Genomic DNA, 19,780 nt, shown 5'->3' on the forward strand with positions numbered 1-19,780 from the left:
TCAGGATTGAAATTCGTTGTGTTTCCCCAGGCTCCATGCCCTGGGCTTTTCCGAAAAAAGCTGGCGGGTCCTTCCCCAGACTTCCCGAAAAAACTCCGAATTCCGGTAATTCTCCAGGTCTTGTTCGGTATCCCAGAGGCTGTAGGTAAAAAACGTATTGGGATGATGCATGTCTCGGTAAAGCTCCAGGTGCCGGCATCCTTTGGACGCCCGGATGGTTGCCGAAGAATCCCTGAAAATTCGCTCAAAACTAGGAATATTTTCGGTTTTAAAGGTCATTTGTACGATTCGCGTAAGCATTTACTGGAAATTGATGAATACGGTATCCCGATAGTCCAGGCCCAGGAGGGTCGCAGCCCCCCCAACCGTGTTCAGGTTGCTTTTGTAAATAGCGAGTTCCACATACCCGGAGGAATTGAAAAGCGCCAGCAGGTCGCCCGGGCCCCTGCGCTGTGCCCGGTCCAGGTCAAAATTGATAAACCCGCTGTACCGGTCGTGGATGGCGGTTAATTTCTGGTTTCGCGCCTCCAGGGTAAAGGAGCGGCCTTTGCGGTAGGCGTCAAAGAGGCTACGTTGGATATTGGTGACCACGTTGCCGTAATTGTCGATGTAGATGACGCTGCCTACGATTGTGTCGCCGTCGTTAGTTACCCGGGGGGCGAACTCTTTGTAGTGACGCAGTTTTCCAAAGGGTTTCCCGATGACTTCCGGGGTGCCTCCCCGGGCCAGGTGGCAGGCGGCGGGCACAAAAACGCTCAACACGGGAAACGCATCCTGGACGGTTCCCGGCAGGCTGATTTCCACGACCTTCTCCGGCCGGACTTCTTCAACGATCAGGCTAATCACCCCATTGTCCGCGGTTACAAAATAGTGGCCGTCTACCTTGACGGCCAGGTGGGTGGTCTCCGGGGTGCGTTCCGAATCGACTCCGACGATATGGATTGTCCCCTCGGGAAAGGCCTTGTATGCATTTTTAAGCAGGTAGGCGCACTCCTGAATGTGGAAGGGGTTTACCTGGTGGGAAATATCTACGATCACGGCATCCCTGAGCTCCTTGTGAATCGTTCCTTTAATGGTCCCTACAAAATGGTCTTTCAAACCAAAATCTGTAGTCAGGGTAATGATCGGCATCCGGCGCTGTTGATATTTTTTTAAGGGTTCAAACTGTTTTTTACGTAAGTTTGTCAGACAAAATTAAGCAAAAAAACAGCGGAGGCAATCTGCCTTTTTCACCTCATTTTCAAACACCTGCTTTTTGAACGAACTCAGCCTGGAACTTACGGATATCAGCCCCAGGGATTTCTTCGGGGAACGGAATTCCAACATTGAACTGCTTAAAAAATCGTTCCCAAAACTTAAAATTGTCGCCCGCGGCAGCCGTATCAAGGTATATGGCGAACCTGCGCAACTCGAGGAGTTCGAGAGGCGATTCGGGATGCTGACCGAGCATTTTACCAAGTACAACAAACTCGATGAGAACGTCATCGAACGGATTCTGGACAGCAACGACTCCAAGGATTACGCCTCTCCCGCCAACAGCGGGGATGTCCTGGTGCACGGTGTCAACGGCCGGTTGGTCAAGGCGCAGACCGTCAACCAGCGCCGGCTGGTGGACGCCATGTCCAAACACGATATGGTTTTTGCCATCGGCCCGGCGGGTACCGGCAAGACCTATACGGGCGTGGCCCTGGCGGTTAAGGCCCTGAAGGAAAAGCAGGTCCGTCGGATTATCCTGACCCGTCCCGCCGTGGAGGCGGGTGAAAACCTCGGGTTCCTCCCGGGAGACCTCAAGGAAAAACTCGATCCCTACATGCAGCCGTTGTACGATGCGCTGCGCGATATGATCCCGGCCGAACGCCTGGCCAAGTTCATCGAGGACGGCACCATCCAAATCGCCCCCATGGCCTTTATGCGGGGCCGGACCCTGGACAATGCCTTTGTAATACTGGACGAGGCGCAAAACACCACCCATGCCCAGATGAAGATGTTCCTTACGCGAATGGGCAAGAATGCAAAATTCCTGCTCACGGGCGACCCCGGGCAGATCGACCTGCCCCGGCGCGTGATCTCCGGGCTCAAGGAGGCCCTGCTGATCCTCAAGAATGTCAAGGGTATCCAGATCATCTACCTGGACGACAAGGACGTCATCCGGCACCAGCTCGTTAAAAAAGTCATCGACGCCTATAAAACCATCGAACACCAGAATTGATATGGCCCAAACCCTGACGGATACAAATTTCGAGTTCCCGGGACAGCAACGCGTTTACAAGGGCAAGGTCCGGGAAGTCTACTACCTGGAGAACAATTTGCTGGTAATGGTTGCCACCGACCGGTTGTCGGCTTTTGACGTGGTAATGCCCCGGGGCATCCCGTATAAGGGGCAGATTTTGAATCAGATTGCGACGCGGATGATGCAAGCCACCGAAGACCTGGTCCCCAACTGGCTGCTGGCCACCCCGGACCCGAATGTGGCTGTGGGCGTGCATTGCGAGCCTTTCAAAGTGGAAATGGTAATCCGCGGGTACCTGGCGGGCCATGCTGCCCGGGAATACGCAGCGGGAAAAAGGGAATTATGCGGGGTGCCGCTGCCTGAAGGGATGCGCGAAAACGACGCATTTCCCGAACCCATCATCACCCCGGCCACCAAAGCGGAGAAAGGGGACCACGACGAGGATATTTCCCGGGAAGGGATCCTGGAACGCGGCCTGGTAAGCGCCGAGGATTATGCCGTCCTGGAGGACTATACCCGGAAACTTTTCCAAAGAGGGACCCAGCTGGCTGCCGAACGCGGCCTGCTGCTGGTCGATACAAAGTACGAATTCGGCAAGACCCCGGATGGACGGATTGTGCTGATCGACGAGATCCACACGCCGGATTCCTCCAGGTACTTTTACGCATCGGGTTACCGGGAACGCCAGCAGCGGGGGGAAGCCCAGAAACAGCTTTCCAAGGAATTTGTCCGCCAATGGCTTATCGCCAACGGGTTTCAGGGCAAGCCCGGCCAGGAGGTGCCTGAAATGACCGACGCCTATATCGATACAGTTTCAAACCGCTACATCGAACTCTACGAAAAAATTACCGGCGTCCCGTTTGCCGGGGCGGATACTTCCGACATCCCCGGCAGGATTGAAAAAAATGTACTCGGCTACCTCAGGGCGTAGCGGGGTATTTTATTTCACGAGCATTTTGGCGGTATACGCATAGTCGATTCCCGTGAGTTTCACGATATACAAGCCCTTGGCCATCCCCGCCAGGGTTACCGAGGCAATGCCAGACCCGTCGGCAGTAACGGTTTCCCGCTGCATCAGGTGGCCGGAGGCTGCAAAGATTTCCAGCTCGTAGGTGCCTTCCTGGACGTTGCTCATCTGCACCAGGGAGTAGGAGGTAGCCGGGTTCGGGGATACTTTCATATCCCGGTCGTCGTCCAGGATGGTCCCGGTAGCCAGGATGTCCGGTACGGTAACCTGCCCGCTCACTACGCGGACCACCTTAATTTGAAACGATTCGTCTTCTTCCGTCTTCAGGTCGCTGATTGTCCGGACTTCCAGGAACGCCTGCTGCGATCCTGGTTCAAAAACCAGCTCCGTCTCAGAGACAACGTAATCGGATTGCTCCGTGGTGATGTCCACAAATTCCAGTTCCAGGACAATGCGTTCGCTGACGGGCTGGCTCAGGGCGAATTCGAAAATGAGCGGCCTGCCTTCCGTTTGCCGGACATCGACGGCCTGGATAGCTGCCTGTGCGGCTCCGTCGCCGGGCTCTTCCCCGCTTCCGTCCCCATCGGGATCTTCACCGGAACCCCCGTCGTTGCCGGGATCTTCACCGGAACCCCCGTCATTCCCCGGATCTTCACCGGAACCGCCGTCATTCCCCGGATCTTCACCGGAACCGCCGTCGCCGGTATCCCCACCCGGAGGGTCTGCTGCCTCAACGGTGAGCAGGGCCGAATGGGTAAAATTCCCGTCTGCCGTAGTAGCCGTAATTTCTACCTGGCCTTCGGACAACGCCTGTACCGTTCCGTTCCCGGAAACTATTGCCACGGAGGGATCCGAGCTGCTCCAGGAGACAGATTTGTTTGTCGCGTCGGCGGGCAGGACTGCGGCAGTGAATTGCAGGGTTTCCCCTATGAGTAAGGTGGCATCGCCCGGGGTAACCGTCACGCCTGTTACCGCAACGGTTTCCGATCCGCCTTCACAAAGGGTTTCCCCCAGGGACAGATCGGTGGCACTCTGACCCGCCAGGGCCAGGGTAATCCGGTCGATCAGGTGGTCGTTGGAACGGCCGGAAATCTGCAGGGTGTACACTCCGGGCGTATCGAATTCGGCATATATCTGGTGTGCGTCGTGGTCGCTCGTATTTGTAGACCAGGTCCAGTCCGTTGTCCCGCTCAGGTAGACTTTAAACCACCCGTCTGCACTGGCACCTGCCGGGTTCGGGGTTTTTCCGGAACCCTTTGGGTAGACCCTGCTCCCGTTCTTTTCGCCGTAGAAGTCATCGGCATCCGGAAAACGGACCCAGCTGTCGTTGGCTTCGGTGGAGTTTGTGCCATGCCCCACCTTGTTCCTCCATTCAAAACGGTAGGTGCCTGGGGTGTGGATCACAATGGAGGTGCTGATAGTCCCGTTCCCTGGCGAACTGAATGAATTGCCTCCCTTCCAGACAATGTACCCGGATCCGGTTGCATCGGCAAACGAATTCCCGGTATTCCAGCCCTGGGCGAGGTCCAGGTTCTCCGCTTCAATGATCACGCGGCCGTTTTGTTCCTCAAAGTCGGCTTCGCAATTACCGGTTCCGCCGCCATCCCCTCCGGAATCTGAAGTTTTCTCAACGAGGGCTACCCAGTCGGCCCCAGTATCCGTGGGGGCAGTGCCCAGGTTGCGCACCCCGCCGCCATTGATCGTGGCAACGCTTCCCTGTTTCAGGGAACCCCCGGACCTCGGGTTGTACCAACGGACGGAATACGTGCCGCTCACCCCGGAGAGGTTCAGGGATTCCGTTCCCGAACTCGGGATATATACCACGTAGATTTCCCCCGTCTTGGCAAAGCAATACGACCCGGATTTTGATATCAATTCATCCCGGCTCTCCATTGCCCAAAAAGGCAGGTAGTCGTTGAAGAAGTCAAGGGCCAGCTTGGCATCTTCCCATTTTGTCTTTCGGCTGCGCCAGTCTTCGGCAGTGAGGTCGGTGACACCCGTCTGGTACCCGAAGTAGTATTCCACTCCGGCCCCTCCGGCCATCAGCGTGCCCCATAGGGTTTTGTGCCGGACATCCGAGCGGTTGTCTCCGCGGGAGCCTTTGTCCCCGCCGTAGGAGGCATCAGCGGCCACCCCGGTGGTGTGGTCGCCCTGTTCGTCATTGGTCACCACCCACTGTTTTCCGCTCGCTTTTGAATCATTAATCCAGCGCTTGACATCCCGGTGTATGTTATTGATCTGGATCTGCAAAGACGGCCCTGTGAGGTCGGAATCCCCCAGGAGGGGCTCGTAGAGCTCACTTTGACTGTTTGGGTAGGAGTGGATGACGATGTGGTGGTTGTACGGGTCCAGGGATTTGATATAAGACGCGTAAGCCCTGACCCGCGTATTATTGGTATCTCCCAGTTCGTCGTAGAGGTCGTTCTCTTCTCCCAGGTTCCAGTTCAGGGCCAGGTGGTGGCCAAAACGGGCCACGAGCTCCCGGTAATACAGCTTGCGTTGTACCCCGAGTTCCCCGCCGTCCAGGAGGCGGTCGTTTTCCTCTTCCTGTGTCTTGAAATGCAGGAACATCCCTTTGGAATCGGCGTGCTGAAACAATATTTCCCACTGTTCGAGTTTGGAGACGTCGTACCGCAGCCGGTTGGCCGCGTCCTGGCCGCCGGGCTCATCCAGACCGCTGTGGGTGGTGGATACCCAGGGCCACACGTCCTTTCCGTCGCCGATAACGCTCATGGTCAGGAAGGAAAAGGCATTCATCCCTTTACTGGCCAGGTAGTTGACGGCTCCGATAAGCGCCCTTCCCTTGCCGTTTTTCCACTCGGCATCCCCTTGCTGCCAATCGCCGAGGTGGGGCGACCAGGTCTTGCTGGCAACCGTATTGTCAAAATCGGCATAGGCCAGAAGGTTTTCAGGCGAATCGGCACCGGCCTTCAGGAAGTAGGTACCGTTTTCCCGGAATCGGAGGTAGCGTTCGCCAACGTATTCCAGTCTGCCTTTACTCCGGTTGTCCGGGGCGGATTTCGTGGACAGCCCAATCTGGAAGGAGCCCGAGGCACCATCGAATCCGGTGGCCGTACCCGCGTTCGGGTCCAGGCTGATGGCAACTTCGTCGCCGGTGCGGAATGAAGCGGTGTAGGTCCAGGTACCCACCTGGTCCGGGGAAAACCGCACGGCCCATTTATTGCCGGAGGTCGCGCTTGATTCAGCGGCATTCCCGTCGGCTGCAAAAAATCCGGGGACGGTAAATTCGCGGCCATCCGGTGCGGTAAACAGCACATTCAACCGGTAGTTAAGGAAGGGGTTCTGGGAGGCAGATTCACTGGTCTGCGGGCCGTCAAACAAAATTTGGATGCGGTGCCATTTCTGCAGTTCACCGGTTACCTGGCCCTGGGCCCGGAGTCCGGCGGTGGCAAAAACGAATAGTGTCAGGGAAAGAAGTAGGTTACGGGGGCTCATGATTTAGGATTAGGGGCATTAACAGTTCACAAATTTTCGGCGTGTCGCTGACGCATTTGTTCCCTAATCTCATGCCTCCGATCCCGTCCGGGTAAAACCCGGACCATTGCCTACATCGGGGTAGGGCAGGTGGAGCAATCCGATACCAAAAAAACAGGCCGCTAACACGAGGTATCAAGCTGGTTCAGCGGCTAAAACAATTTTTAGTAGGTGTAATGTGTTGCCATAGGAGGCGCAATAAGATTTGGGACTACAAATATATGAGAGGAACGAATATTTCAGATGAAATATTACTTTTTTTCGATGAACTGCAAGGGCACTGTATTCGGCAGGCCAAATTGCCTATTATTTGCGGCTTCCGAGTTTTAATAGGTCCCGTGTGGTGAGTGGACGCTTGGCCCGCAGCAATTCCAGGATGTTTAGGAATGCTATGGCGGTGATATAGGCATCCCCCAGGGCCGTGTGCCGGTCTTTGCAGGAAATATCGAATTTGTCCGCCAGCTCGTCCAGGGTATAGTGGTCCTTTTTAATCAGCAGCGGGCTCTTGATCAGTGTGTGCCCGTATAACAGGCCCGTATCGATCAATGGGTTGCGCAGCGGGCCGAGCCCGGATCGCTGGCAGGCAGCCTGGATCATCGCCTGATCAAAAGAAATGTGGTGTCCCACTACGGGCGATTGCCCTGTAAAATCCAACAGTTCAGCCAAAGCCTCCCTTTCGGTGACGCGTTCCGAACTGCCTGTGCGGAGGATGCCGTGAATCGGCACGGAGGCGCGGTCAAAACGCTCCTGTTTTACAAAGCGTTCCAGGCTTTCCTTAACCCGGATGCGCCCCTGGCTAACGCGTAGGGCGCCAATACTAAGAATGCGGTCATGCTGCGGGCTGAATCCTGTGGTTTCGGTATCGAGCACCACAAAGTCTACCGCTCCCGGGTCTTCCGGATACTCCGGAGCAGCCTGGGGGGAACCGGGCAGCAGGCGGCGGATTTTTTCGACCAAATTATCCCAATTCTTCATCTGTTCCTGGGTTTATCAGCGATGGACACGGTTGGTGGCCCCTAAGTCAGCAGGTTGGATACCTTGAAACGCACAGCGATCAATTCCTGTACCTCTTTAATGGTTTTAAAGGTGCGTTTCAATTTGATTTTTTCTTCTTTGCTCAGGCTGTCCAGGGCGATAAACCGCCCATTGTCCCCGTGTCGCAGTCCCTGCCGGGTCCGGAATTTCAGCAGGGCTTTGGTGGCATAGCTGCAGGAGAGGAAGAGATCCCGGTTGTTGGCTTCGAGTTCGGCGAGCTTTTCATACCGTTCTGCCGTATTGTTGATCGATTTGATTTCGTGCGATAGGATCAGGACCCTGGCGGCATCGGTGAGGGGCATCAGCGCGCGCTGTTTCAAATCGAAGAAATCCTTGTGCTTCCCGTCCTGTTCTACCAGGAATTGCCTGAAAAACCCCGTAGGGGATGGATTCTGCAGGGCCCCGGCGGCCAGGTGGTAAAAAAAGATGGGATACTTTCTGACGCTCTCGAAAATATGTGTGGAAAGTTCGGTCACCAGGCCCCGGTCCCCATAGGCCAGGTTGTAATCGAAGAAAATGGAGGACAGCAGCACCTCGTTTTTGCCGGGGTTGATAATCCATTGGGAAACCCGGTGTTTCCATTCGCTCAGGCTCAGGCACCAATCCGGGCTGGAAGCCATCATCTCGGCCGGGCAATAGGCATAGCCGATCCGCTTGAGGTTGCGGGTTATCCGTCCGGCCAGGTCCTGGAAATACGCCGAGGTTTCAGGTAGGCGTTCTTCCGGGACATCCGCAAACAGCAGCGCATTGTCCTGGTCGGTTTGGAGGAGCTGTTCGCCCCGGCCCTGGCTTCCCATTGCCAGCCAGGCAAACGGCACCGGGGGGTCCCCGGCCTTTTTAACGGCCAGTTCCACTACGCGTTTTACGCAGGCGTCGTTGAGCTCGGCTATCAGGCGCATGATAATGGACATCGGGATATTCGCCTCCAGGTACCCCCGGAGCAGCTCCTGGATCTGGATCCGTATGGCCCGTAGCCGTTTGATCTTCCGCGTACGCTTGATGGCCCGCATAAGCACCTCCGGGTTATTCCCCATGGCGAGTACCAGGTCGTATTTTGAGAGCACCCCCACTACCTGGCTGTCCGGGGTTCCGTCTTCCGTAAGGCAGAGGTGGCTGATATCGTTCTTCATCATGGCCAGTTGTGCCTGGGTCAGGCTCAGCTTCGGCGGATAGGTGATTACCGGTGCCGACATGATGGAACGGGCCGGTGCCGATATGGGGAAATTTCCGGTAGCTACCTGGTTCCGCAGGTCTTTGTCGGTGATGATTCCCACCGGACGCCCCGCATCGAGAACCAGGACGGAACCCACCTTTTTGGACGACATCAGGCGGGCGATTTCGCTGGCCGGGGTGTCCGGGGAGCTACTGACGACATTTTTTCGCGGGCTTACGGGGCTCACCTCGTTGTACCGCAACCCACTCCCGGCTTCAGGGGTATTGCCGCGGGAACCGGAAACCAGTTTCCCGCCATGGGCTTTTGTGTACGGATTCCGGGTGTTGGAGGCGAAACTTTCCAACAGGAAGTTGCCCACGGCTGTGTACGATTGCACAAAGGGGCGGAATACCGATAAAGGGATGGCATAGAGCAGGGATTCCTCCCGGGTCTGTGCTTCCAACTGGTATTTTTCCCCCGCCATCAGGGGCCGGAGGCCAAAAATATCGCCTTCGTCGCAGATGTCGATGAGTTCTTCCCGGGCCGATGCCTGCAGGTCGACGGCCCCTTTGTGGACCACGTAAAAGCTACTATGGGTATCCTCCCCTTCGCGAAAAACGAAACTTCCCTTTTCCCGGTAGAGAATATCCACCTCCAGGGCCAGCGCCTGCAGGTCCCGGGCATCCAGGGCGTCAAAGGGTGGGTAGCGCCGGAGAAAATCGGCCACCCGTTCGGAAATCCGGTTGCTCATATCTGTCCGTTTACCCCATAAAAGTACTATTAAAGGGGCAATGGCCGGCAATGTCCCGTCAGCTTCCTTCCGGCCCGGCCGGCAACCGGGAATCCGGGTACCGTCTAAGGTGCCGGGACCCGGGCCAATAGGTCACGGGTCGTAAATGGCGAGCTGCGCCGGCGTTTGATATAGTATCTTTGTGGGGCCGAAACGACCTGTCGATGACCATTACTATTGAAAATATCTTGCTGATTGGCTCCCTGTTGTTGCTCATCAGCGTGATCGTTGGGAAACCTTCGTATAAATTTGGTGTCCCAACCCTTTTAATATTCCTGGCTATCGGGATGCTGGCCGGATCAGAGGGAATTGGGGGAATTTATTTTGACGATCCGAAAATTGCCCAGTTTATCGGGATTGTGTCGCTCAACTTTATCCTCTTTTCAGGGGGGCTCGACACGAACTACGAGGCGGTCAAACCCGTTTTAAAGGAAGGGCTTTCCCTGTCTACCCTGGGGGTGTTGCTCACCGCGGGAACCCTGGGGACATTTGTCTGGCTCATTACGGACTTTACCGTTTACGAGAGTATGCTGTTGGGGTCCATCGTCTCTTCCACGGATGCGGCTGCTGTTTTTTCTATCCTGCGATCCAAAAACCTCGCGCTCCGAGAAAACCTGCGGCCTACTTTGGAACTCGAGAGCGGGAGCAACGACCCGATGGCTTATGTCCTGACTATTGCCTGCCTGACCCTGGTGATGAATCAGGACCAAAATATCCTTTCAATCCTCCCGTTCTTTTTCCTGCAGATGATACTGGGAGGTCTGGCGGGTTGGGGTTTCGGCCGGCTTAGCAAGATGGTTGTAAACCGGATCCGCCTCGATTTTGAAGGATTGTACCCCGTGCTGGTGATTGCCCTGATGTTTATTACCTTTTCCGCAACGGACTTCGTGGGAGGGAACGGTTTCCTGGCCATCTATATCTGCGCGGTCTATTTGGGAAACCAGGACCTCATCCATAAGAAGACGATTATGCGCATGTACGACGGGCTGGCGTGGCTGATGCAGATTGTTCTTTTCCTGACACTGGGCTTGTTGGTCTTCCCCAGCGAGATCGTTCCCGTACTCGGGGTGGGCCTGCTCGTTTCGCTTTTCCTGATTCTGGTTGCCCGCCCCGTGGGGGTGCTGATCAGCCTGAGTTTTTTCAGGATGAAAATGAGGCGGAGGCTCTACATTTCGTGGGTCGGGCTTCGCGGTGCAGCCCCCATTGTTTTTGCCACCTACCCGCTCCTCGCGGGCATGGATAAAGCAAATATGATTTTCAATATTGTATTTTTTATCTCGGTCACCTCCGTGATGATTCAGGGGACAACGATAAGTACGTTTGCCAAATGGCTGAATGTGGCCCTGCCCGATGGAAGCAAGATTCTCACGCCCACAGACACCTTTCTGGCCGATAATCCCAAGGCGGCGATGAAGGAAATCGAGATTACTCCGTCGTGCCGGTCGGTCGACAGGAAGATTGTGGACCTGCATTTCCCCGGCAATGCGATTATCGCCATGATCCACCGGGACGGGACGTACCTGGTCCCCAACGGATCGACGGAAATCCGGGCAGGGGATACGCTTATCGTGCTTTCCGATACGCAGGACGGGCTCGACCAGGTAGACGCCTGTCTGCTTCGGAGTGAACCTGCGGGCTAACCACTGTCATTTTGGAATTCGCGGGGTCGGTTCTACCGCCGGATCGCACCGGAGGTATCCCCTTGCATCAGGCTGTTGACATGCTCCAGGGATACCAGGTTTACATCTCCGGGAACCGTGTGGATATCAACGGCGGCCTGGCTTTTAGTTGATCTCGTACAAAACCATTAATTTACCAATCTAAATAAAGCAATAGCGATGAAGAAGGTAGTGACCTTTGGGGAAATCATGCTCCGCTTGGCGCCTCCGAATTTCCTCAGATTTTCACAAGCGAACAGTTTTGACGTAGTCTATGGGGGAGGAGAGTCCAATGTAGCCGTTTCCCTGGCCAATTACGGCGTGCCCGTCGATTTTGTTACCCGTCTCCCGGACAACGATATCGGGCACTGCGCCCTGATGGAAATGCGAAAACGGGGCGTCGGAACGGATAAAATCATCTTTGGCGGAGACCGCCTGGGAATCTATTTCCTGGAGACCGGTGCGGTTAGCCGCGGCAGCAAAGTGGTTTACGACCGGGCGCATTCGGCCATGGCCGAAATCCGGAAAGGGATGGTAGACTGGAAAGAGGTATTTAACGGGGTGAAATGGTTCCACTGGACGGGGATTACCCCGGCCATTTCCCAGGGGGCGGCAGATGCCTGCCTGGAAGCCGTGAAGGTGGCCAGCGACATGGGTGTTACCATTTCAACAGATCTGAACTACCGGGCCAAGCTCTGGAAGTACGGCGGGGACCGGGAAGCCATCATGACCGAGCTGACCTCGTACTGTGACATCGTGCTGGGCAACGAGGAGGATGCAGAGAAACATTTCGGCATCAAACCGGAGGGCCTGGATATTACCACCCAGGGGGAACACGTCAAGGCGGAGGCCTTTTTATCTGTGTGCGAGCAAATGATGAAGAAATTCCCGAAAGCTAAAAAAGTCATCACCACTTTGCGCGGGTCTATTTCGGCCTCCCACAATACCTGGGCAGGCGTGTTGTACGACGGCGAAAAGATGTATAAATCCCCCGAATACCAGATCACCCATATCGTGGACCGGGTAGGGGGCGGGGACTCCTTTATGGGCGGGCTGATCTACGGCTTGCTGAAATATCCTGAGGACGACCAGAATGCGCTGAATTTTGCCGTGGCGGCCTCCTGCCTGAAACACACCATCAAGGGCGACGCAAACCTGGTCACCGTGGCAGAAGTTGAAAAGTTAATGGGCGGGGACGCCTCCGGCCGGGTAGCCCGATAAACGACAGACTCATGGCGAATTATTCAAGAATTGAAGTGGCGATGGCCATGCGGGAAAACGGGATGGTCCCGCTGTTTTACCACCCGGACCCCGAGTTGGGGAAGAAAGTACTCAGGGCTTGCTATGACGGGGGCGCCCGGCTGATGGAATTCACCGCCCGCGGCGACTTCGCCTTTGAGGTCTTTTCGGAGCTGAATAAATTTGCATTGGCAGAACTGCCGGGGATGATCCTTGGGGTTGGTTCAGTCACCGATGCGTCTGCGGCCTCGTTGTACATCCAGATGGGGGCTAATTTTATTGTAACCCCATCTTTGCGGGAGGATATCGCCCGTGTTTGCAACCGGCGGAAGATCCTCTGGTCGCCCGGTTGCGGTTCGCTGACCGAAATCAACCGGGCTGAGGAGCTGGGTTGCGAGATCATCAAACTCTTTCCGGGATCCGTCTACGGCCCCGGGTTTGTAAAGGCCATAAAGGGGCCACAGCCCTGGACCGAGGTGATGCCCACCGGCGGCGTCAGTACGGAGGAATCCAACCTCAAAGCCTGGTTTGAAGCCGGGGTTTGCTGTGTCGGGATGGGCTCCAAACTGATCAGCTCATCCCTGCTGGCCAAGGAGGACTTTGCCGGCCTGGAGGAGATTGTCCGTTCCACCCTGGCTACCATAGCCAGAATCCGAAAATAGGAAAGCTGTCGGCATCCGGGCCATCGTCGACTTCTTTGCCAGCTGATTGCCGGGGGTGCTTCCCGCGTTGTGCCAGCCGACAACCAGGATGGGATGATTGGAATCCCATTGAGCATTCGCCAAATCCCGTTTCCCACCGTTTTGGCATTGCTCACCATCCTGTTAGACCCATCCAGAGCGTGCGGCCATAAAAAAAACGGTTTGTGCACGCACAAACCGTTTGATAGAAAGCCCGGAGGGCTTGTAGCGAGAGGGAGACTTGAACTCCCGACCTCAGGGTTATGAATCCTGCGCTCTAACCACCTGAGCTACCTCGCCGACTCATTTTAAAACGGCTGCAAATATAGTTTTTAATTCCCGTCCAGTCAACAGGGACGGGCCAAAAAGTTTTTTTGAATTATTTTTTTATCATCTATAATTCGATATATTGCCCGCGTACCATGCGCAGCCCGAAATTGGGTCGCAAACTGCTAATACTACCCCGGAATGGACGAGAAAACGAAGTTTGAGATTGAATTTGTCATACAAGCATCCCCTCAGCTGCTGTTCCAGTACCTCGCTACCCCTTCCGGGTTATCCGAATGGTTTGCGGACAACGTAAACTCCCGGGGGGAACGGTTTACCTTTATTTGGGAAGGCACCGAGGAAGTTGCCCGCCTGCTCAAGCGCAAGACGGACGAATTTGTTCGTTTTGCCTGGGAATACAACGATGACGACAGTTATTTTGAAATGCGCATCATCGTGGACGAGATTACCAAGGACGTCTCCCTTTTTATTACCGACTTCGCCGAGGAGGATGAACTGGAAGAAGCCAAAATGCTCTGGACCAACCAGGTTTCCGACCTGAAGCAGATTCTGGGATCCACCTGACGCCCCTGGGGAGGTAGGCCGGGTATATTCCCGGGCTGCAACCGTGAGCAGCCGGCGGTGACAGCCCCCTGCAATCCCTCCCGAATATTGTATCTTGCGCGGAAAATCAAGGTACGCCACATGATTAACTTCAACGGGGACCTGCTCCCGGATTCCTCTCATTTCCTGAACCATACCAACCGCGGCCTGCGCTATGGGGATGCGCTGTTTGAAACCCTCCGCTATAATGGGAAACAGCTCTTCTTCTGGGAAGACCACTATTTCAGGCTGATGGCCTCCATGCGGCAGTTGCGGATGGAGATTCCCATGATGTTCAATATGGAGTTTGCCGAAGCGGAGATACTGAAAACGCTGGAAGCCGGAGGCCGCAACGGGCAGCCTGCCCGGGTCCGGATTACGGTCTTCCGGGATGCAGGCGGCCGCTACGGGCCGGACCGGTTGGATATCGGATATATCATTGAATCGGAACCCCTGGAATCCCCGGGGTATAAACTTTCCGAAGCGCCTTGCAGGGCCGACCTATTCCGGGATTATTATGTACCTGCGGACTCCCTTTCGGGTATTAAGCACACCAACCGGCTCGTCCAGGTCCTGGGCAGTATCTACGCCGCTGAAAACGGCCTGGATACCTGCCTGTTGCTCAACCAGAACAAAGAAGTGGCCGGGGCCCTGAGTGGCAACCTGTTTATCCGCTCCGGCGATCAGATTCGGACGCCCCCGTCAGGAAGCGGTTGCCTGGAGGGCATCATCCGTAAACAATTGCTGAAAATCGTACCGGGTTCCGGTCGGTATTCCCTGGAGGAGGCGGCCATCTCGCCCTTCGACCTGCAAAAAGCCGATGAATTGTTCTTTACGAATGCCATTGTGGGGATCCGCTCGGTTACGAGTTACCGGAAGGCGGAGTTCCAATCGGATGCCGCGCGTTTTTTAACCGGAAAATTGAATCTTGCCGCCGTTGGTGCCGGCGTATAATCGTGGTAGGGACGTTGTCTGACTGGAAATTTGATCCGGGTGAAAGTTTGATCCGGGTGGAAGTTTTATCCGGGCTGCAGTTTAATTCGGGCTGCAGTTTAATTCAGGCTGCAGTTTAATTCAGGCTGGGGTTTTCCGGCGCGTTTGACCATAGCAGGTAATCCCCGCCCAATTCCATCATCTTTTCCCGCCAGAAGGCCTGGGTGGATTTCTGGATGATATCGCTTTCGTACTTGTTGGTGACGACGATCCAGGATTTGGAGTCGAGCTCCTGGTTCAGCTGCAGGGAGGCCCAGCCGGAGTAACCCAGGAAAAACCGGATATCGTTCTGGCTGATCTTCCGCTCGTTGATAAGCGCTACGGTTGTGTCAAAGTCGCCCCCCCAGTAGATACCGTCCGAAATTTCGACAGAATCTGAAATCAGGTCCGGAACCTTGTGGATGAAGTAAAGGTTGTCCTGTTCCACGGGGCCGCCATTGTAAACGGGGAAGGGCACCTGGATTTCGTCTACCAGGTCGCTCATGCTGTAGTTTAACGGCTTGTTCAGGATAAAGCCCACCGAGCCTTCCTGATTGTGTTCTGCCAGGAGCACCACGGACCGGTTGAAGGAAACGTCCCCGGTGAGCGCGGGCTCTGCGATGAGCAGTTTCCCCTTCTTTGGTTGTATACCTAACATAGACGGAAGGTTACCGTTAAATTAAAAATAGGACAAATCCGCCAATTATCAAAGGGTACCTAAAAAAGCAACCCCGGCGCAGGGGCCGGGGTTGATTTCTATAGGGTACGAATGGCACCCCTTTTTAGTTTACCGCATCTCCTAATTCGGAACCTGCTTTAAACTTTACTACGTTTTTTGCCGGGATATGGATGGTTTTCCCGGTAGAAGGGTTGCGGCCCTCGCGAGCATTCCTTCTGGAAACAGACCAGGAGCCGAATCCTACTAAAGAAACGCGGTTTCCTTTTTTCAAAGAGCTCTCTACGTTTCCGAGGAAAGATTCCAGCGCCTTTTTGGCTGCGGCTTTGGTGATTCCGGCATCGGCTGCCATGGCATCGATTAATTCTGTTTTGTTCATAATTTTAGTACGTTAAATGTTGTTATACATATTGCAAAGCGCAAACAAAATTATACGGATTTGCCGTTGAAGCAAGTAAAACCGGGGGAAATCGCCGATTTTGTTGATAACTTCGGAGGTTTGTTAATAAAGTGAGAAAATTCACGACACATTTGCGGAGCCCCGATTTTACGGGGCTTCAGCGAAACCGGTCATTTTTTTTGAGCTCGGTGCCATTCAACCAATCCGAAACGGGCATCCGACGTTTTCCCTCCGGCTGCAATTCGAGGATTTCCAACTGGGAGTCCGAGGTATCCACAAATAACTTCCTGTCCATACCATGCAGGTCGCCCGGACTGCCATTTGAAGGGGTGTCTGCGGGCCGTGCTGCGTAGATTTTGCAGGTGGTGGTGCCGGAACCGGTCTCAAGTTGCGTCCAGGCCGTTGGGTAGGGGCTCAGTCCGCGGATCAGGTTGTCGATTTGCGCTGCCGGGGCTTTCCAGTCAATGCGGCAATCATCCCGGAAGAGCTTCGGGGCTATTTTGTCCGGCTCCGGCTCGGGCTGCGGGTGGGTCGTAACCGTCCCTGCCTGAATCTGGCGCACGGTCTCCACTACGAGCCCGGCCCCGAGCGCCATCAGCCGGTCGTGTAACTGCCCGGCATTTTCCCTCGGGCCGATCTCCAGGGATTCCTGCAGGATGACGTGTCCCGTATCGATCTGCTCATCGATGAAAAAGGTGGTTGCGCCCGTGGTGCGTTCCCCGTTGATCACTGCCCAGTTGATGGGGGCCGCCCCCCGGTAATCGGGCAGGAGGGAGGCGTGCAGGTTGAAGGTGCCATGTTCCGGGAACTCCCAGACCTGACGGGGCAGCATGCGAAAAGCGACCACCACTTGCAGGTTGACGCCAAAGGAGGCAAGCTGCTCCACAAAGTCCGGGTCTTTCAGGTTGGTGGGCTGCAGTACGGGAAGGCCCTTTTCCACAGCATAGGACTTTACGGCCGAGGCCCGGAGTTTCCGGCCGCGTCCGGCCGGCCGGTCCGGCGCGGTTATCACGACGGCAATTTTGAAATCCGCTCGGATTAGCGCATCCAGGGAGGCCACCGCAAATTCCGGGGTGCCCATAAAGGCGATATTGAGATCTTTCATACCAGGGTGTATTGATTCTGTTTGTCCAGCCGCAACCGTCCTTCTTCCAGGAGGTGTTGCAAACAGCTGAGCAATTGATTTTCGGGATGGCAACCCGCCCGGGACAATTCCCGGGAGGTCATCGGGCCCTGCCTGAGTTCCCGGAGGACTTTGTCGCGGATACCCGGGTGGCCCGGGCTGGGGGCGCACAGGTCGCAGTGTCCGCAGCGCCCCGGATCGTCTTCCCCGAAATAGCGCATCAGGGCTGCCTGCCGGCAATCTTTTACCTCCCGGATATAGGCGAGCATCTGCCCTACTTTCCCGGCCCGGACCTCCAGGCGGGTTTTGACGGATTTGGCGAAGGCGTGGATGGTTCGTTCGTCCTCCCGGGGGACCAGGAAAAACACCTCCATGTCCCCCTCCCGGACCTGCAGGTCCGCCAGGCCATCCTTCTCGAGGCGTTTCAGGGAAGTGAGCAGGCTGGCTTCCGGGACGGCGAGTTTTCGCGCCAGGGACCGCAGGCCAACCGGGGTTTCAAAATCGAAGAGCCCCCCGTAGGTCCTCAGGAGGATGTGGACGGTTTGCTGTAGGTCCGGGTAGGTGTCCAAATATTCCCAGAGGGCCGTTTTGGAACACGTCAGCCGCATCTTCAGGGTGGTCTTGAAAACCTGTAGCAGTGAGATAACTCCTTGCCGGTCCAGGATTTCCAGGGCGTTGTACGTTTTTGCCGCTGGCAGGCCGTAGGTTTCACAGAAGGCTTCAAACCGAAAAGGGAGCGGCATTTCGGGGGCTTCCCCATAGGGGATTCCGAAATAGGCGTTGAGTTTGCGGTAAACCTGTATCAGGTCGGCGACTTCCGGCAGGTTGCCCAGGAAGTATTCCGCTGTCCGGTCCGAATCCGCCTCGGGTGCGAGCAAAAGCGCGCTGGCGGGTTTGCCATCCCGGCCCGCCCGGCCGGCTTCCTGGTAGTAATGCTCCAGGGTTTCGGGTATTTCGAAATGTACCACGGTCCGGACATCCGACTTGTCGATTCCCATGCCGAAGGCATTGGTAGCTACGATCACGCGGAGTGCGCCTGCCTGCCAATCCCTTAGCGCATCGGATTTTGCCGCCTGGGTCATCCCCCCGTGGTAGGGGCCTGCCTGAATTCCATGCTTGTTCAGGAAGGCGGCAACGGCCAGGGTATTCCTCCGGGTCCGAACGTAGACGATGGCGCTTCCCGCTACCGATTCCAGGTGGGCGCGGAGCCGGTACCGCTTGTCCTCGGACCGGCTGACGGCGTACCGGAGGTTTTCGCGGCGGATGGAATCCCGGTATACCCGGGCTTCCTCCAGGCCGAGCAACCCGGTAATGTCCCCGAGCACCTGCGGGGTAGCTGTGGCGGTGAGTGCAATGGTGGGGACGCCGGGATGCATCTCCCGCAATACGCGGCATTCCAGGTAGGCGGGCCGGAAATCGAAACCCCACTGGGAGATGCAGTGGGCTTCGTCGATGGCCAGGAGGGAGACCGGCATGCGCTCCAGGTGCTGGCGGACGATGTCCTGTTTCAGTCGTTCCGGGGAGAGGTACAGGAAGCGGTATTGCCCAAAGGCGGCATTGTCCAGTTGCCGGAGCAGGTCCTCTTCGGACAGGCGGCCAAACAGCCCCAAAGACTTGACGCCTTTTGCCCGTAGGCCCGCCAACTGGTCCTCCATCAGGGCGATCAGTGGGGAAACGACGATGCAAATGCCTTCCCGGATCAGGCCCGGGACCTGGTAACACAGGGTTTTACCACCCCCGGTTGGCATGAGCCCGATAACATCCAGGCCGTCCAGGACATCGCGGATCATTGCCTCCTGGGAGCCCCGGAAGGAATCGTGGCCCCAATACTGCCTCAGGATGGTCCGGGGATTAGTCATTTTGGTTTCCGATGAGGTCTAACAATTCGCGGCAGCGTTCTTCCAGGGTGCCCGGAAGGAGCGCGTGCACCTCGTATCCGCATTCCCGGTAGCTCCTTTCCAGGCAGCTGTGGATGGCACAGGCCTCCTCGAAACTCTCCAGGCGTTCATGGTCCTGCCGGTAGATTTCCTTCCAGGGCGGAAGCACTACGGCCATGTCGTAGCGCATCTGGCGGCAGGGAGCCGTAAAGTACGCATCGTAGTCCTGCTTGAAGTAGTCCATATAGGCAATCACATCGGGCAGGCCCCGGTCGTAAAATACCACGGGGTCCTGCAGTTGTTCTGCAGCCCGGAACTGCTCCATGCGGCCTTCCAGGATTTTTTTGTTGAAGGCGAGCGGGTCGCGGACAAATGCCAGGGGGTTCGTCTGGTGGGCCGTCCCCGTTTCTTCCCGACGCGCCCTGAGGGTCATCTCCCGGATAATCTCGTGGAAACAGGGATACCCGAGGCTTTCGAGCTGGCTGACCAGGGCCGTTTTACCCGTTCCGGGCCCCCCGGTGATTACGATTCGTTTCTTCATAAGTCAATAGCTGGCAGGCGGCCGCAGGTGTCCGGACAATCGGCTGCTCCCCGCAAAAATACATATTCCCGACG

The 19,780-nt window shown here is 56.1% G+C and carries 17 protein-coding genes and 1 tRNA gene; 7 read left to right on the forward strand and 11 right to left on the reverse strand.

Features of this window, described 5'->3' with window-relative positions; genetic code table 11:
• Window positions 1–300 carry a putative quinol monooxygenase gene (locus RB2501_RS09985; RefSeq protein ID WP_041327182.1) on the reverse strand — a complete coding sequence of 100 codons (300 nt, stop codon included), beginning with the start codon at window positions 298–300 and terminating at the stop codon, window positions 1–3.
• The gene (locus RB2501_RS09990; protein WP_015754680.1) at window positions 301–1,131 is read right to left on the reverse strand and encodes an SAM hydrolase/SAM-dependent halogenase family protein; all 831 of its coding nucleotides are present in this window, start codon (window positions 1,129–1,131) and stop codon (window positions 301–303) included.
• Window positions 1,132–1,255: 124 nt separating this feature from the next.
• Between RB2501_RS09990 and RB2501_RS09995 the strand changes: the two genes are divergently transcribed.
• Complete coding sequence (locus tag RB2501_RS09995; protein ID WP_015754681.1) at window positions 1,256–2,209, forward strand: PhoH family protein; 954 nt, start codon at window positions 1,256–1,258, stop codon at window positions 2,207–2,209.
• A 1-nt stretch (window position 2,210) separates the two neighbouring features.
• Window positions 2,211–3,161 carry a phosphoribosylaminoimidazolesuccinocarboxamide synthase gene (locus RB2501_RS10000; protein WP_015754682.1) on the forward strand — a complete coding sequence of 317 codons (951 nt, stop codon included), beginning with the start codon at window positions 2,211–2,213 and terminating at the stop codon, window positions 3,159–3,161.
• Between the two features lie 9 nt (window positions 3,162–3,170).
• On the opposite strand, the gene RB2501_RS15855 is transcribed toward RB2501_RS10000, so the two are convergent.
• The 3 genes from RB2501_RS15855 to RB2501_RS10020 form a co-directional block, all read right to left on the reverse strand.
• The gene (locus RB2501_RS15855; RefSeq protein ID WP_015754683.1) at window positions 3,171–6,653 is read right to left on the reverse strand and encodes an Ig-like domain-containing protein; all 3,483 of its coding nucleotides are present in this window, start codon (window positions 6,651–6,653) and stop codon (window positions 3,171–3,173) included.
• A gap of 345 nt (window positions 6,654–6,998) precedes the next feature.
• A complete protein-coding gene (locus RB2501_RS10015) occupies window positions 6,999–7,667 on the reverse strand; it encodes a 3'-5' exonuclease (RefSeq protein WP_015754684.1) in 669 nt (222 codons plus the stop codon).
• 41 nt (window positions 7,668–7,708) lie between these two features.
• Entirely contained in the window at window positions 7,709–9,631 is a 1,923-nt protein-coding gene (locus RB2501_RS10020; RefSeq protein ID WP_015754685.1) for a DUF294 nucleotidyltransferase-like domain-containing protein, read from the reverse strand.
• A gap of 203 nt (window positions 9,632–9,834) precedes the next feature.
• Here RB2501_RS10020 and RB2501_RS10025 point away from each other — a divergent pair, with 203 nt between their 5' ends.
• From RB2501_RS10025 to RB2501_RS10035, 3 genes are all read left to right on the forward strand, one after another.
• On the forward strand, window positions 9,835–11,310 hold the full coding sequence (locus RB2501_RS10025; protein ID WP_015754686.1) for a potassium/proton antiporter: 1,476 nt from the start codon (window positions 9,835–9,837) through the stop codon (window positions 11,308–11,310).
• Between the two features lie 198 nt (window positions 11,311–11,508).
• Window positions 11,509–12,549 (forward strand): sugar kinase, encoded by a 1,041-nt coding sequence (locus tag RB2501_RS10030; RefSeq protein ID WP_015754687.1) that lies wholly within the window; start codon window positions 11,509–11,511, stop codon window positions 12,547–12,549.
• A gap of 11 nt (window positions 12,550–12,560) precedes the next feature.
• Window positions 12,561–13,229: a bifunctional 4-hydroxy-2-oxoglutarate aldolase/2-dehydro-3-deoxy-phosphogluconate aldolase gene (locus tag RB2501_RS10035; protein WP_041327183.1), complete on the forward strand. Its 669-nt coding sequence runs from the start codon at window positions 12,561–12,563 to the stop codon at window positions 13,227–13,229.
• 244 nt (window positions 13,230–13,473) lie between these two features.
• Here RB2501_RS10035 and RB2501_RS10040 read toward each other — a convergent pair.
• Window positions 13,474–13,547: transfer RNA gene (locus RB2501_RS10040), tRNA-Met, on the reverse strand.
• A gap of 168 nt (window positions 13,548–13,715) precedes the next feature.
• On the opposite strand from RB2501_RS10040, the gene RB2501_RS10045 reads away from it, so the two are divergent.
• Together RB2501_RS10045 and RB2501_RS10050 are read left to right on the forward strand one after the other, a co-directional pair.
• Window positions 13,716–14,099: an START-like domain-containing protein gene (locus RB2501_RS10045; RefSeq protein ID WP_015754689.1), complete on the forward strand. Its 384-nt coding sequence runs from the start codon at window positions 13,716–13,718 to the stop codon at window positions 14,097–14,099.
• A 120-nt stretch (window positions 14,100–14,219) separates the two neighbouring features.
• Window positions 14,220–15,071 (forward strand): aminotransferase class IV, encoded by an 852-nt coding sequence (locus RB2501_RS10050; RefSeq protein WP_015754690.1) that lies wholly within the window; start codon window positions 14,220–14,222, stop codon window positions 15,069–15,071.
• Window positions 15,072–15,186: 115 nt separating this feature from the next.
• On the opposite strand, the gene RB2501_RS10055 is transcribed toward RB2501_RS10050, so the two are convergent.
• The 5 genes from RB2501_RS10055 to RB2501_RS10075 all read right to left on the reverse strand — a co-directional run bounded on the left by RB2501_RS10055 (window position 15,187) and on the right by RB2501_RS10075 (window position 19,706).
• Window positions 15,187–15,747, reverse strand: a complete 561-nt coding sequence (locus RB2501_RS10055; RefSeq protein WP_015754691.1) for a YqgE/AlgH family protein — start codon at window positions 15,745–15,747, stop codon at window positions 15,187–15,189.
• Between the two features lie 124 nt (window positions 15,748–15,871).
• Complete coding sequence (locus tag RB2501_RS10060) at window positions 15,872–16,144, reverse strand: HU family DNA-binding protein (protein ID WP_015754692.1); 273 nt, start codon at window positions 16,142–16,144, stop codon at window positions 15,872–15,874.
• A gap of 178 nt (window positions 16,145–16,322) precedes the next feature.
• Window positions 16,323–17,270: a methionyl-tRNA formyltransferase gene (gene fmt / locus RB2501_RS10065; protein WP_015754693.1), complete on the reverse strand. Its 948-nt coding sequence runs from the start codon at window positions 17,268–17,270 to the stop codon at window positions 16,323–16,325.
• On the reverse strand, window positions 17,267–19,147 hold the full coding sequence (locus tag RB2501_RS10070; RefSeq protein WP_015754694.1) for a RecQ family ATP-dependent DNA helicase: 1,881 nt from the start codon (window positions 19,145–19,147) through the stop codon (window positions 17,267–17,269). The genes fmt and RB2501_RS10070 overlap by 4 nt, the downstream gene beginning before the upstream one ends.
• The gene (locus RB2501_RS10075) at window positions 19,140–19,706 is read right to left on the reverse strand and encodes an AAA family ATPase (RefSeq protein ID WP_015754695.1); all 567 of its coding nucleotides are present in this window, start codon (window positions 19,704–19,706) and stop codon (window positions 19,140–19,142) included. Before RB2501_RS10075 ends, RB2501_RS10070 begins: the two co-directional genes overlap by 8 nt.
• Window positions 19,707–19,780: the final 74 nt, after the last annotated feature.

The sequence above is a fragment of the Robiginitalea biformata HTCC2501 genome, assembly GCF_000024125.1.
Classification (GTDB): domain Bacteria; phylum Bacteroidota; class Bacteroidia; order Flavobacteriales; family Flavobacteriaceae; genus Robiginitalea; species Robiginitalea biformata.